The organism is Nocardia sp. NPDC004722, assembly GCF_053601505.1.
The window spans coordinates 1-13,822 of record NZ_JBSGBY010000173.1 but is presented as its reverse complement, the minus strand read 5'-3'; the positions used below and the strand labels follow the sequence as shown (position 1 = coordinate 13,822).

Annotated in this window: 9 protein-coding genes; 4 read left to right on the top strand and 5 right to left on the bottom strand. The window is 67.6% G+C overall.

Features of this window, described 5'->3' with window-relative positions; all coding sequences use genetic code 11:
* The 3 genes from ACWELQ_RS18745 to ACWELQ_RS18735 all read left to right on the top strand — a co-directional run.
* The coding region (locus tag ACWELQ_RS18745) for a hypothetical protein (RefSeq protein ID WP_452398314.1) at positions 1-838 on the top strand (838 nt) is incomplete at its 5' end.
* A 121-nt stretch (positions 839-959) separates the two neighbouring features.
* A complete protein-coding gene (locus ACWELQ_RS18740) occupies positions 960-1,829 on the top strand; it encodes an esterase/lipase family protein (protein WP_452398313.1) in 870 nt (289 codons plus the stop codon).
* A 117-nt stretch (positions 1,830-1,946) separates the two neighbouring features.
* Positions 1,947-3,719: a hydroxysqualene dehydroxylase gene (locus tag ACWELQ_RS18735; RefSeq protein WP_452398312.1), complete on the top strand. Its 1,773-nt coding sequence runs from the start codon at positions 1,947-1,949 to the stop codon at positions 3,717-3,719.
* 216 nt (positions 3,720-3,935) lie between these two features.
* On the opposite strand, the gene ACWELQ_RS18730 is transcribed toward ACWELQ_RS18735, so the two are convergent.
* Complete coding sequence (locus tag ACWELQ_RS18730) at positions 3,936-5,390, bottom strand: DUF222 domain-containing protein (protein WP_452398311.1); 1,455 nt, start codon at positions 5,388-5,390, stop codon at positions 3,936-3,938.
* A 70-nt stretch (positions 5,391-5,460) separates the two neighbouring features.
* Positions 5,461-6,102 carry a TetR/AcrR family transcriptional regulator C-terminal domain-containing protein gene (locus ACWELQ_RS18725; RefSeq protein WP_452398310.1) on the bottom strand — a complete coding sequence of 214 codons (642 nt, stop codon included), beginning with the start codon at positions 6,100-6,102 and terminating at the stop codon, positions 5,461-5,463.
* Between the two features lie 103 nt (positions 6,103-6,205).
* Between ACWELQ_RS18725 and ACWELQ_RS18720 the strand changes: the two genes are divergently transcribed.
* Complete coding sequence (locus ACWELQ_RS18720) at positions 6,206-6,670, top strand: ester cyclase (protein ID WP_452398309.1); 465 nt, start codon at positions 6,206-6,208, stop codon at positions 6,668-6,670.
* 298 nt (positions 6,671-6,968) lie between these two features.
* On the opposite strand, the gene ACWELQ_RS18715 is transcribed toward ACWELQ_RS18720, so the two are convergent.
* The 3 genes from ACWELQ_RS18715 to ACWELQ_RS18705 form a co-directional block, all read right to left on the bottom strand.
* Entirely contained in the window at positions 6,969-7,115 is a 147-nt protein-coding gene (locus ACWELQ_RS18715) for a hypothetical protein (RefSeq protein ID WP_452398308.1), read from the bottom strand.
* 120 nt (positions 7,116-7,235) lie between these two features.
* Positions 7,236-7,454, bottom strand: coding sequence for an MbtH family protein (locus tag ACWELQ_RS18710; RefSeq protein ID WP_452398307.1), 219 nt, complete (start codon positions 7,452-7,454; stop codon positions 7,236-7,238).
* 7 nt (positions 7,455-7,461) lie between these two features.
* The coding region (locus ACWELQ_RS18705; RefSeq protein ID WP_452398306.1) for an amino acid adenylation domain-containing protein at positions 7,462-13,822 on the bottom strand (6,361 nt) is incomplete at its 5' end.

Sequence of the window (13,822 nt, the reverse complement as noted above, 5' to 3'; positions counted from 1 at the left end):
CAATCGCTTCCACAGCGCCGCCGACACGGATCTGGCCCGCGAACTGCTCGAAACCGCGGAACGCACCGAGTTGAGCCAATTCCGCACCCAGGCGCATTACGCCCTGTTCCGGTGCGCGCTGGCGGCGGTGGATCTGCGCGAGGCGTTCCGGCAAGCCGAGCTCGCGCTCGACAGCACCACCGAAGCCGAACTCCCCCAGCTGCTCCTGGCCATGAGCGGTTTCTCCGCCGCGCTCGCCGTGCTGGCCGGTGACCTGCCCACCGCCGCCGAGCGCTACGCCGAGCTCGACGCGAACCTGGAACGGGTGGGCTTCGCCGAGGGCGGCGTCATCCGCGCCGGACACGTACTGTGCCTGGGCTGGGTACAGGGCGACCTGACCCCCGCACTCCCCCGCCTGCGCGCACTGTATTCCGCCGCACCCGAATTCGGCGGCCCGATGCTGGCGCTGGCACTCCTCGCCACCGGTGACGTGGACCGCGCACGCACCCTGTACCTCGAATCGCGGGGTATCACCCCCGAGTTCTACCCCTCCGCCGAACTGACCTGCCGCGCCTACGTTGCCCTCGGCCTGGGCTACCTCGAGGACCTGCCCGAGCTGTACCGCGAACTGCTCCCCTACGCGGGCACCGTGGTCGGCCTGGAATCGACCGGCTTGGTCTTCGAGCCGATGGACGTCCTGCTGGGCCGAGTCTGCGCCGCACTGGGCGACACCGACCGAGCCGAAGCCCATCAGGCGGCCGCCGCCGCCCTCACCGCCCGCCTGCACGCCGAACTGGCGCAACTGGAATCGCTCGGCCTCAACCCGACCCGCCCGCGCACCGCGGTCGAGGCACACTGAGCGACGCGCCCCCGCGCGGCCAGCGCCCGCCGTCTCGAACGCCGGTATCGTGCTGTGCGCGTGCGGTTCCACGCACGGTCGGGGCGGGTTGGTCACATAGGACCGGAAAGCGTTGTTACACATGGGAATTTCCACAAAGGCGGCCGTCGCAGTGCTGGGCGCGGCCCTATTGTCGACCGCGACCGGGCACGCCGCTCCTGATCCGGGCACCACGGCACTGACCGCAGGCACCACCATCGAGCCGTCGATCGATTGCGCGCCGACCGCTGCGCATCCATATCCGGTGGTCGTATTGCCCGGCGGCGACGGGAGTCCTGAGCAGACCGAAACACAGTGGGCGACAATGACTGCCGCGTTGCGGGAGGCTGGATATTGCACCCTGGTGTTCCAGGGCGGCATTGCCAATGACAAGCGGTGGGACGGCGACATGCCCGGTGAGGCACAGCAAGTCGGCGATTTCATCGCGAAGGTGCGCCGGACCACCGGGGCGGATCGGGTCGAGATCGTGGCGCATTCGGCTGGGACGATCGTGTCGAACTACTACCTCAAGGTGCTCGGTGGCGCGCCGACCGTGAGTCACGCGGTCTTCATCGCTCCCGAGGTCCGAGGCTGCGACGGCGCAGGCGTTCTCGGCGTGAAGAATCCGCCGATCACCCCCGTGCAGTTGCTCCTCGCGATGCCGTTCCTGGAGCCCGTCCTGGCCGCGAGCTCCCCCGATCTGGCCGTGGCCATGCAGATGACGCCGATCTCACCCACGTACAAGGCCATCTTCGACACCCAGGTCACCCAGCCCGGCGTCACGTATTCCGTGATCGCGACCCGCAACGACCAACTAGCCACCCCCGCCCCCGCCTGCTCCACCCTCGACGAGCCCGGCGTAGTCAACGCGGTCTACGAAGACCTGTTCCCCGGCGCGGACGCGGTCGACCACTCCCTCATCCGCTCCACGACGAACACCGCAGGCTGGGTGCTACAGCAACTCCAGCGGTGACACGTCATCGAGAATATCCATCGACTTAGCGCCGAAAGATCCAGAGAAACCGCCACTTACTCGCGAGAATTGTTATTAACATAGCCGCCAGTTGTAGACCGACAGGCGGAGGCTCCCATGCGCCGGACCCGACGACAGTTCATCAAGACGACGGCCAAGGCGGGCGGCCTGGCGGCAGCACTGACCCTCGCCCCCACCGGCGGCCGGGCCTTCGCGGACCCCGGCCGCTCGGTGGCGGTGTTCGGAGCCGGACCGGCCGGACTGACGGCGGCGCACGAGCTAGCCGAAAGGGGTTTCTCGGTCACGATTTTCGAGAAACTGGCCGACTTCGGCGGCAAAACCCGCAGCATCTACACCCCCGACGGCCTCCCCGGCGAGCACGGCTTCCGCAGCTTCTTCGGCTTCTACCACAATCTCCCGGATACCTTGCGCCGCATCCCTTTCCCCGGCAACCCGCACGGCGTATGGGACAATCTCACCCGCCTGAACGCCGCCATGATCGCGGGCACCGGCCGCCACAACCTGACCATCCCGCTCCCGCTCCCACTCCCGTTCAGCCAGTTCCCCGAGACCCCGAAGCAGTTCGTGGATTCCATTGTGGCCGTGTTCGAAACACTGTTCCGACTGCCGCCGCAAGAGGCGATATTCGCCGCCGAACGCCTGGCCGTCTACGTCTCGAGCTGCGACGAACGCAAACTAGGCCAGTGGGAGAAAATGACCTGGACGGACTTCGCCCGGCTGGACAACTCCTCCCCCGAATACAACCGCTTCCTGGGTGACGGCTTCATCCGCGAGCTGGTGGCCACCAAATCCCGCAATTGCAGCGCACATTCGATCGGCCTGGTCGGCGAAGAGTACGTCTGGTCGCTGCTCAACCTGAACAACGACAGCGACGGCAAAGGCAACGACCGGGTCATGAACGGCCCCACCAGCGAAACCTGGATCAACCCCTGGATCGACTATCTCCGCTCCATCGGCGTCACCTTCCACCAGGGCTACAAATTCACCGCCCTCGCCAACGACGGCACCCACATCACCGCAGCCACCGTCACCGACGCCACCGGCACCCGCCACACCGTCGACGCCGACTACTACATCGCCGCAATCCCTTTGGACAAATTCCCCGACGTCCTCACCGACGACCTGACCACCGCCGACCCCACCCTCGACCGCATCCGAAACCTACAGTCCGCCTGGATGGTCGGCATCCAATTCTTCCTCACCCGCCCCGCACCCCTGGCCAACGGCCACGTCGGCTACAACGACGCCCCCTGGGGCCTGACCTCCATCAGCGAAGCCCAATTCTGGCATCGCCCGGTCAACAGCTACGGCACCGGAGAAGCGCAAGAAGTCCTGTCGGCAATCATCTCCGAATGGGACGAACCCGGAACCTTCAACGGCAAACCGGCAAGACAATGCAGCCTTGAAGAACTAGCCACCGAAACCTGGTCCCAAATCAAGGCCCACGTCAACCACGACGGCGACAACCCCCTCACCGACGACATGCTCCACGCCTGGCAAATAGATCCAGCCCTGACCAACGCCGGAACCCCCGAAATCGCCTACGACGACGCCATCTTCATCCAAAACCCCGGCTCCTGGGACGACCGCCCCAACGCCTGGACCAACATAGACAACCTCTTCCTCGCAGGCGACTGGATCAAAACCCAAATGAACGTAGCCTGCATGGAAGCCGCCAACGAAGGCGGCCGCCTAGCCGCCAACGCCGTCCTTCATGCCTCCGGCTCCCCCACCCCCGAAGCCCAAATAACCCCCCGCTACCGAATGCCCCTCTGGGACCCCCTGAAAGCAGTCGACCTCCAACTCTACCGAGCAGGCCAACCCAACGCCTTCGACGTAATAGACCGCCGCTACCCCACAATCAGATAACCGAGCCTTCGTCTTTCTGGCTTTGTCTCTGAAAGGTGATCCGTGCAGTCCGTGGGCCGGTAGGCGAGTCAACGGCTCCCAAGTCGCGTCAGCGAAAGTCCGGTAGGGCAGGCGACGCAACCACACTTCCGGTACATGCCACCTCGACGCAATCCCGTTGCAGCACAATCACGCAAGTAGTCTTCCCCCCGAGTTACCTGGCCTCGAGCCGCCGAATCACATGTTGATCCGAGCCCGCCGCACCTCGCGACGTTGGCTGGGAGTCGTGTACACGTGAACCAACTCGGTCATGATGTTGACCGCGACCCCCGGATCGAAGACCGACCCGGTGGGTTCCGCGTCCGGTACGCCGTCGGCGGTGACCGGCGGCACGACAGTAGTCGGGAAAAGGTAGAGGCTACCTTCGGGTTCGGTCGTGACCGATTCCCCTGTGGGCGTGCACCATTCGACGACCCGACCGGGGTGGTGGCGCACGGTCCAGCCGTTGGCGTGATTGTCCGCGAGCGTCTTGAGCCGGTGGTGACGACGGCACCGCGCCCCGAGATTGTCTTCGGTGGTGTGGCCCCCGGCTTGCGGGTCGCTGTGGTCGAACCGGTCTTGGTGGTCGAGATCGCTGGCAGCGGCAGGGATGTGGCAGCCCGGCGCACGGCAGATCCCGTCGATCGCACGAGCCTGGCGCGCGATGCGGGCCCCGGGCCGGTAACGCAGTTCGGTGGCGACAGCCGGGGCGGCGGAGCCGGTTTCCGCAACAGCAGCGGGCATCGCGTCGGCGGTGATGACCTCGAAACGGGCATGACGGGCGATCTGACGCGCCAGATCGGGGTCGATCGCGCCAAGACCGGACAGGAGAGCCGGGTTGTCTTGCAAACCGGCCAGGGTTTCCGCGGAGACACCCACCTGCACAAGTGCTTTACGCGCGACCGGGACTTCACCGACAACGGCACGGGAGCACTCGGCCTGGCCGCACTGGCACACCAGACGACCGGAACCGTCGGCGAGCGCCACGAGGGCATCCGCGCGGCGCTGGGCCACGGTACGCGGATCCTTGCCGCAGCACTCGCGGGAGGCCATCTCACGCAGACGCTCGTACACAGCCTGACCACCGGCGGCGGGCAGGACACCGTCGAGCAGGGCGGTGCCGTCGTCGTGGGCGGTGATCGAGACGTAGCGGTCGGCCTCAGCGGCCTTGCGGCGCGCGGCTTGACCGGCGGGGTCGGCTTCGAGGAGGCGGCGGCGGGCGGTGCGGCGGATGCGTTGCGGGTCAGCGTTTTCGGCGTAGGCAGCCAGGTTCGGTTCGAGCTCGGCGAGCAGTTCGTCGGAAGCGTTGGTCAGCGACTTGGTGATCGCACGCGTCTGCGCGAGGTCGATACGGCCCTCCGCGAAGGCTTCACGGGTGGCCGGGCAACGGTTCTCGAGATCAAGGCCGAGCGCGATCAGACCATCCGCGGTGCCTTGCGAAACCTTCAGCGCGATACCGATTTCGGTAGCAGTGTCCTCACCCGCATTGAGGTTGCTCACCCCCAGATCAAGCTGCTGCTCGCGACGCAGATGGTAGAGGCTCGTCATCAACGCAACCTCTTCGGCTTGCAGCGCAGCAATCTGTGAGTGCACCGCACGCAGATGCGCGACAACCGCTTGCGCGGTAGCCATCTCATCTGCAATATCAGTCATACCTTCGATAATAGTTTCGAACCACGAGACACGACAGCATGATCAGCCAGACACGCCTGTAAATCACTGGCTAACTTGCGAATCCGCGCACAATAGCCGCAATCGCATACTCGAAGCGCGCATTGTCGTCAGTCCCCACGCCCGTCCGCGCAGCCTCAATGATCAACGGAAACTCTTCCTCGTCAAGGCTTTTCAGAAACTCCACCGATCCCGCGTCGCCCGCTTCATTGACAGGCGCAATACGCACTTCCGAATTCGAATGCGCAATCACGAAGAGCGTCAACGAGTTCAACGCGTCGAGCGCAGCCCCCAGCTCGAACCCGGAGCGAACCAGCATCGCCAGCCCACGTTCGGCGGTGCGCAAAGTATTCGGCGTGACCGCGGGGCGGGTCGCGACGAGCGGGAGCACGCCCGGGTGTTCCAGGAGGGCAACACGAAGGGCGCGCGCGTAGTCGGTCAGCGCGGTCGCCCATGGCCCGTCGGCGAATCCGACGTCGGCCTGGGACATGACTCGCTCGACCATGCCATCCAGCAGCGCGTCCTTGTTCGGCACGTAGTGGTACAGGGTCATGGCCTCAACCCCCAGTTCCGCTCCGAGCTTGCGCATCGACAGCGCCCCCAGCCCGTCCCGATCCACGAAAGCAAGGGCGGCGTCCAGCACCTGTTCACGCGAAATGCCCGCTCGTTCGGCCCGGGTGCGCTTGGCGGCCATCAGTTTTCCTCCAGCGGTTGACAACTCTTACGTCGTAAGTGAATCATAGTCCACAGCAGGAATCTCTTACGACGTAAGAGTAAATCGAGATCGGGAGAACCTCATGACCACCACCCAGACCGCGATTGCCGACAACAAGGCCGTCATCACCGCGTTCATCGACGCGCTCAACCACGGCCTCGAGGGCGGCACCGACTGGGTTCAGTACCTGTCACCCCAGGTGATCGACCACAACAAGATCATCTTCGGCGAGGAGGACACTCCCGGCGCAGCCATCGAAGGCTTCCGCCAGCAACTGGCCGCCTTCAGCGCGACGGAGGATGAGCAGAGCGGAATCCTGGTGCAAGAGTTGATCGGCGAGAACGATCGCATCGTCGCCCGCCTGCGGGTGATCGGCCGACACACCGGCGCTCACGCCCGCATGCCCGAGCCCACCGGCCGCACCTGCGATGTCGAACAGATCTGGATCTTCACCCTCACCGACGCGCGCATCAGCGAGATCCGTGCCGTCAGCGACCGTCTCGGCATGTTTCTCCAGCTGGGCTGGGACTGGCCGACGGTCGACTGACAGGACCGCCAGGACCGGATTGTCCTGGCGGCTGTCATGCCTCGTGACCCGCTAGTTGAAGGGCGGGAGGGTGAAGGAGCTGCCAGTGCCCAGCGCCTTCGCCAACATTTCGATCCACTGGTTCACTGCACTGCCACTCAACATGGTCGTCTCCTAAGCGCCCGTGCCACCGGGCTGAACGATCGAGGTCGAAGACCCGGAGCCGATCAGGTGAACGAAGGCCTGCAGGAGGTCGTTTACACCGCTGCCACTCAACATTTTTCGATCCTTTCGAGAAGTGTGTTCTGTCGTGCGCAAATTACTTCGCGTTGTCGCCCTTGACCTTCGGGCCCTTGGGGTTGTAGCTGGTGGTGGAACCACTGCCGAGGAACTTCAGCACCGAGGACAGCAGGGCGCCGATGTCGACGGTGGTGCCGCCACCGGTAGGCGGAGGAGTGGTGGTCATGGTGATTCCCTTTCTTTCACGACGCGGACAGACCCCCTCGATTTCTGGGTGATTCTCGGGACCGCCGCACGGGGTCGGAGCGACCCCGGGTCTTGGACGCGGAACAGTTGTGCCGCAGGTCTATTCGGGATCGATAGCCATGGCCTGGACCAGCGAGGCCGGCCGCATATCGGTCCAGTGCGCTTCGACGTACTCCAGGCAGCTCTGCCGGAGGGCCGGTCCGTGCGCGACGGTCCAGCCACCCGGGATGGCGGCGAACACCGGCCACAGCGAGTGCTGGGCCTCCTCGTTGACGAGCACGTAGAACTGCGCTTTTTCGTCATCGAAGGGATTGCTCATGGTGGGTCTACCCTTTCTGGTTCAGGACCTGCGCGATCCGCGCGAGTGCCTGGGGCGAAGTCAGCTGCCAATGTGTTTCCGGCACCGGGTATTCGGTCACCGTGCCGTCCACGACCGCGGTCCACGCGGCGAGGCCGGTGGCGGCCGGTTGTTCGAGCGCGGCGGTGAAGTACACGAGGTCGCCGTGGAATCGACGCGGCCGGTAGTCCTGCGCCAGCTCCATGGATCGGACACTCGAATCCAGCACCCGCGTGACCCACTCGACCCCGAGTGAGGCGAGACTCTCACCGCCGGTGGCGGTTTCGGCCAGCGTGACCAGCCGGTCTGCCAGTTCGGAGGAGTCCGTGACGCCCTCGAGGTCGAGGGCCTGGTCACCGAGCAGCCCACCGAGCAGTTCCGCGACCTCGGTCCGTGCGTCACCGGCCCGCCAGCCGCCCTCGGGCGCGAGATGGCTGTCCATCATGGCCAGCAGCGCGACGTCCTCGCCCTGCTGTTGCAGCAGTGTCGCCACGGCATGCGCGAGCACGCCGCCGAGCGACCAGCCGAGCAGGTGGTACGGCCCGGCGGGCTGCACCGACCGCATCGCCGAGACATAGACCGCGGCCCAGTCCTCGATCGAATCCGGCAGGACGCCGCCGTTTCTCAGCGCGGGCGACTGCAGCCCGTAGATCGGCCGATCCTGGTCCAGGTGCGCTCCCAGTCCCGCGAACGACCAGGAGATGCCGCCCACCGGGTGGATGCAGAACAGCGGCGCGGCAGTGCCCTCCCGCCGCAGCGGTAGCAGGACGTTCAGCGCGGCGTCCGCGTCGGCACCGGCGGATCCCAGCTCCCGGGCCAGCTCACCGGGTGTGAACGCGGTGAACAGCAACAGCAGCGGCACGGGTTCGCCCAGCTTCTCCCCCAGCAGCGAGACCAGCCGGGTCGCCAGCAGCGAGGTGCCGCCGAGTTCGAAGAAGTTGTCGTCCAGGCCGACCCGCTCCACCCCTAGGATCTCGGCGTAGGCGGCGCACACGGTGGCTTCCAGTTCCGTTGCCGGGGCCCGGAATTCGCGTGCCGCGAAGCTCGGCGCGGGCAGCGCTCGCCGGTCGAGCTTGCCGGACGGGTTGAGCGGCAGCTCCTCCAGCACCACGAACGCCGACGGCACCATGTAGGACGGCAGTCGCTGCGCCAGCGCCCGGCGCACCGCGTCCGTGCCGATATCCGCCGCCGCGACCAAGTACGCGACGAGATGCTCGCCCGCACTGTCGGTTACGGGCCACACCACAGCCACGGCCTGAGCGATCTCCGCCTGTGCCGTCAGCGCCGTCTCGATCTCGCCGAGTTCGATGCGCTGTCCGCGCAGCTTGACCTGGAAGTCGGTGCGGCCCAGGTACTCCAGCTCACCGGCACCGGTCCACTTGACCAGGTCACCGGTGCGGTACATGCGCGCCGAGTGCCCGAACGGGTTGGCCACGAAGCGATCCGAGGTCAGGTCGGGCCGCGCCACGTAGCCCTGCGCCAGCTGCTCACCGGCCAGGTACAGCTCGCCCGCGACACCGGCGGGAACCGGCCGCAGTCGCGAATCCAGCACGTAGACCTGGGTATTGAACACCGGGCGGCCGATCGGGACGGTGTCGATGTCGGTGTCGACGACCTCGTGATAGGTCACGTCGACCGCGGCTTCGGTGGGCCCGTACAGGTTGTGCAGACGGGCGCCGGTCAGCTCGCGGAGACGCTGGGCCGTGCCGCCGGGCAGGGCCTCGCCGGAGGCGAAAACCTTGCTCAGGCTGTGGCATTCACCAACGCTCGGTTCGTTGGCGAAGGCCGCCAGCATGCTCGGCACGAAGTGCGCGACCGTGACGTCCTCGCGGACGATGAGCCCGGCCAGGTAGGCCGGATCCCGGTGGCCTTCCGGCGCGGCGACCACCAGTCGCGCGCCGACCTGCAAGGGCCAGAAGAACTCCCACACCGACACGTCGAAGGTGGCCGGGGTCTTCTGCAGCACCACATCGCCGACGGTGAGCCGGTACTCGGACTGCATCCACACCAGGCGGTTGACGATGGCCCGATGCGATACCGCTACGCCCTTGGGACGGCCGGTCGAGCCGGAGGTGAAGATGACGTAGGCGGTGTTGTCGGCGACCAGGCCGTCCAGGAGCTCGGAGGCGGAGATCGAGTCCGCCGCGTAGTCGTCGAGGACGAGTCGGTCGATACGCACCACCGGAACCCGGTCGGCCACCGCGAGATCCGACGCCGCCAGCACCAGGGCCGGGCGGGCGGTGTCGAGGATGTGGGCGACGCGCTCCTCCGGCTGACCGGGGTCGATCGGCACGTACGCGGCACCGGTCTTGATCACGGCGTAGATCGCCACGACCAGTTCGGCCGAGCGCGGCAGAGCCAGTGCGACGGTGTCGCGTGCGCCGACGCCACGCTCGATCAGGTAGCGCGCCAGGCGGTTCACGCGGGCGTCGAGTTCGGCGTAGGTGAGGACCTGACGCTGTGCGCCGTCCATGACCAGCGCCGTCGCTCCACCGTGGCGAGCCACGGCCGCGTCGAACAGCGAGACCAGTGTCGGTTCCGGCGCGACCGTGAAGGCCGCGGCCGTGTCGTTCCACTGCTCGAGGATCTCCGCTCGCTCGTCGGCGGCGAGGATCTCGATCTCGCCCATCCGCACCGAGGCGTCGGTCACGACCGCGTCGATGACCCGCTCGAAGCGCTGCACGAAGCCCTGCACCGTCCCCGCGTCGAACAGCGACGTCGCGTACGTCATGGTGGCGGTGAGTCCGGCGGGTGTTCCGTCGGCGTCGTAGTTGTCGATGACCACCAGGTGCAGGTCGAATTGCGTGACGTCGGTGTCGAATTCGACGGCCGCGACCGTCAGCCCGTCCAGTTCGAAGGCGGCCGGTTGCTGGTTGTTGAACGAGAACCCGACCTGGACGAGCGGATTGCGGTCGGTGGAGCGCTCCGGCTCGAGCACCTCGACCAGCCGCTCGAAGGGCAGGTCCGCATTGTCGAAGGCGGCCACGTCCTGCGACCGCACCCGCCGCAGCAGGTCGGTGAAGCGTTCGGCCGGGTCGACGGCGGTGCGCAGCACCAGGGTGTTGACGAACATGCCGACCAGGTCGTCCAGCGCCGGATCGTCGCGTCCGGCGACCGGGGTGCCGACGGCGATATCGGCCGAGCCGGTGAGCCGGGCGAGCAGTGCGGCGAACACGGCGTGCACCGTCATGAACAGGGTCGCGCCCTGTCCCCGGCCCAATTCGGCCAGGGCCGCGTGGGTTTCGGCGTCGATGTGGAAGTCGACGCGGCGGCCCGCCGCGTCCAGCACCTGCGGACGCGGCCGGTCGGTGGGCAGCGCCAGCAGCGGGGGCAGCCCGGCCAGGCTCTCGGTCCAGAAGCTCAGCTGACGCGAGATCAGCGAGCCCGTATCGGATTCCGCGTCCAGCATGCCGCGCTGCCAGATCGCGTAGTCGGAGTACTGCACCGGCAGCGGCATCCACTCCGGCGCGACGCCGGCCTTGCGGGCGGCGTAGGCCATCATGACGTCGCGGGCCAGCGGGGCCAGCGAGGTGCCGTCACCGGCGATGTGGTGCATGACCACGACCAGCACGTGATCGTCGGGTCCGAGTTCGAACAGCTCGGCCCGCAGCGGCACCGTGGTGGTGACGTCGAAGCCCTTGCTGATCACCTCGAACACGGCGACCGCGACGGTGTCCTCGGTGACCGGAATCGCCTTGAGGGCAGGCAGATCCGCGACGGTGGCGGCGGGCAGCACCTGCTGCGCCGGACCTGAGTCGGTCTGCGGGTAGACGGTGCGCAGGACTTCGTGCCGGACCACCACGTCGGCGATGGCGGCTTGCAGGGCCGCCACATCCAGCGGTCCGGTCAAGCGGATGGGCAGCGGAATGTTGTAGGCGGTGGATTCGGGATCCAGGCGGTTGAGGAACCACATGCGCTGCTGGGCGGGCGAGAGCGGCGCTGGGCCGTCATCGATCCGGGGCAGCAGCCGCGGGCGGACGGGAGCCTGCTCGGCGAGCAGCACCGCGGCGGCGAGGCCCTCGATGTCCGAGTGCTCGAAGATCATCCGGACCGGGATGTGCGCGCCGAACGCGGCGCTGAGCCGCGCGGCCAATTGGGTTGCGGTGAGCGAGTTTCCACCGAGGGCGAAGAAGTCGTCGCCGAGACCGATGGGATCGGCTGCGCCCAGCACACCGGACACCACCTCCGCGACCGTGATCTCGGCCTCGGTGACCGGGGCCCGGAACTCGGCCGTGCGGAAAACGGGTTCCGGCAGGGCACTTCGGTCCAGCTTGCCGACCGGGGTGAGCGGGATGCGGTCGAGCACCATGATCGCGGCGGGCACCATGTAGGCGGTCAGCGAGCGGGCGGCGTGGGCGCGCAGCTCGTCGAGGTCGATGGTGTGGCCGGGTGCGGCGACGACATACGACACGAGCGAGGTGGTTCCGGTCGGCCCGGTATGGCCCAGGGTGACCGCGAATTCCACGGTGGCGTCGGCTGTCAGTGCCGCGTCGATCTCGCCCAGTTCGATGCGTAGACCGCGCACCTTGACCTGGTGGTCGGCACGGCCGACGTATTCGAGTACGCGGCGGGCGTTCCACCGCACCAGGTCACCGGTGCGGTAGAGCCGATCGCCGGGCTCGCCGTACGGGTCGGCGATGAAGCGCTCGGCCGAAAGTCCCGGCCGCGCATGGTATCCGCGGGCCACGCCGGGCCCGTTGACATACAGCTCGCCGGTGACGCCGACCGGGACCGGCCGCAGCCGGGCATCGAGTACGACCGCGGTCATCCCGGCGGTCATCGCGCCGAGTTCGACCGGCTGGCCCGGCAGCAGCGGGGCGCTGATATTGCAGGTGATGGTGGTCTCGGTCGGGCCGTAGCCGTTGTGCACGGCGCGGGTGCCGCTGGTCCAGCGGGCCACGGTGTCGGGGCCGAAACCCTCACCGCCGATGGACAGTTCACGGAACTCGGGCAGGGCGTCCGGGTCCAGGGTCTGGAGCACCGACGGGGTGATGAAGGCGTGGGTCGCGCCTTCGGCAGCCATCAGTTCGGTCAGTTCGGTCCCGCCGTAGACCTGCGCCGGGGTGATCACCAGGCGCGCGCCGACGGGCGTGGCCATGAGGATTTCCAGGGGGTAGGCGTCGAAGCTGGGCGAGGAGACCTGCAGGACCCGGGCATCGGCGCTGAGGCGGTAGCGCTCACGCTGGGTGACCGCGATGCCGGAGACGCCGCCGTGGGAGACGACCACACCCTTGGGCAGGCCGGTGGAGCCGGAGGTGTAGATCATCCAGGCGGGGTTGGCGATGCGCACGGGGCGGACCAGGTCACCGGAGGTGATCGGCGTGGTGTCGAGTCCGGCAGTAGCAGTGGCGAATTCGGGATCGTCGATGACCAGCCAGCTCGCCGCGCCGGGCAGCCGGTCCCGGCTGTCGGCCACCGTCAGGCCGAAGGTGGCTCCCGAGTCGGTCAGCATGTGCTCGATCCGGTCGGCCGGGTAGTTCGGGTCCACCGGGACGAAGGCGGCACCGGTCTTGGCGATCGCCCAGACGGCCAGCAGGGTCAGGTCCGAGCGCGGGATAGCCAGCGCGACATAGTCTTCCGCGCCGACGCCGCGCTCGATCAGCACCCGGGCCAGACGCGAGGATTCGGCGTCGAGTTCGCGGTAGGTGAGTTCCCGGTCCAGGTAGCGCAGCGCGATGTTTTCCGGGTAGCTCGCGGCGGCCTCGGCGAAGTACTCGCCGAGGGTGCGCTGCGGGACCCGGGCCGTCGCACCGCGATCCAGCAGGCTCGCACGCTCGGCCGGCGCGAGCAGTTCGATCTCCCCGACGCGCACGGTGGCGTCCTCGGCGACCGCACCCAGCACCCGGCCCAGCCGCCGCAGCAGCCCGGCGGCCGTGGCCTCGTCGAAAAGGTCGGTGGCGTAGTTCAATTCGATGGCCAGGTGGCCGTCGACATCGAGTTCGTCGGAGACGGTGAACTGCAGATCGAAGCGGGCCACCCGGTGTTCGAAGTCGACCGGTTCCAGCACCAGGCCGGGCACCGCGTAGGTCTGCGAGCCCAGGTTCATGTAGCTCAGGACCACCGTGAACAGCGGATTGCGGGCCTGGGTGCGGGGCACGCCGAGGGCGTCGACCACCTGGTCGAACGGCACGGTGGCGTGATCGAAGGCGGCCAGGTCGGCGTCGCGGGTCCGCGCGAGCAGCTCGTCGAAGCCGAGTCCGGGTTCGGGCCGGGTGCGCAGGGCCAGGGTGTTGACGAACATGCCGACCAGGTCGTCGAGGGCGGCGTTGCCGCGGCCCTCGAGCGGGGTGCCGATGGTGATGTCCGCCGAGCCCGACAGCCGGGCCAGCAGCACCGACAGCGCGGCGTGC

What these genes read in the sequence shown, in the direction of transcription:
- ACWELQ_RS18740 (WP_452398313.1), top strand. Translation starts at nt 960, where the DNA reads ATGGGAATTTCCACAAAGGCGGCCGTCGCAGTGCTGGGCGCGGCCCTA.
- ACWELQ_RS18735 (WP_452398312.1), top strand. Translation starts at nt 1,947, where the DNA reads ATGCGCCGGACCCGACGACAGTTCATCAAGACGACGGCCAAGGCGGGC.
- ACWELQ_RS18730 (WP_452398311.1), bottom strand. Translation starts at nt 5,390, where the DNA reads ATGACTGATATTGCAGATGAGATGGCTACCGCGCAAGCGGTTGTCGCG.
- ACWELQ_RS18725 (WP_452398310.1), bottom strand. Translation starts at nt 6,102, where the DNA reads ATGGCCGCCAAGCGCACCCGGGCCGAACGAGCGGGCATTTCGCGTGAA.
- ACWELQ_RS18720 (WP_452398309.1), top strand. Translation starts at nt 6,206, where the DNA reads ATGACCACCACCCAGACCGCGATTGCCGACAACAAGGCCGTCATCACC.
- ACWELQ_RS18715 (WP_452398308.1), bottom strand. Translation starts at nt 7,115, where the DNA reads ATGACCACCACTCCTCCGCCTACCGGTGGCGGCACCACCGTCGACATC.
- ACWELQ_RS18710 (WP_452398307.1), bottom strand. Translation starts at nt 7,454, where the DNA reads ATGAGCAATCCCTTCGATGACGAAAAAGCGCAGTTCTACGTGCTCGTC.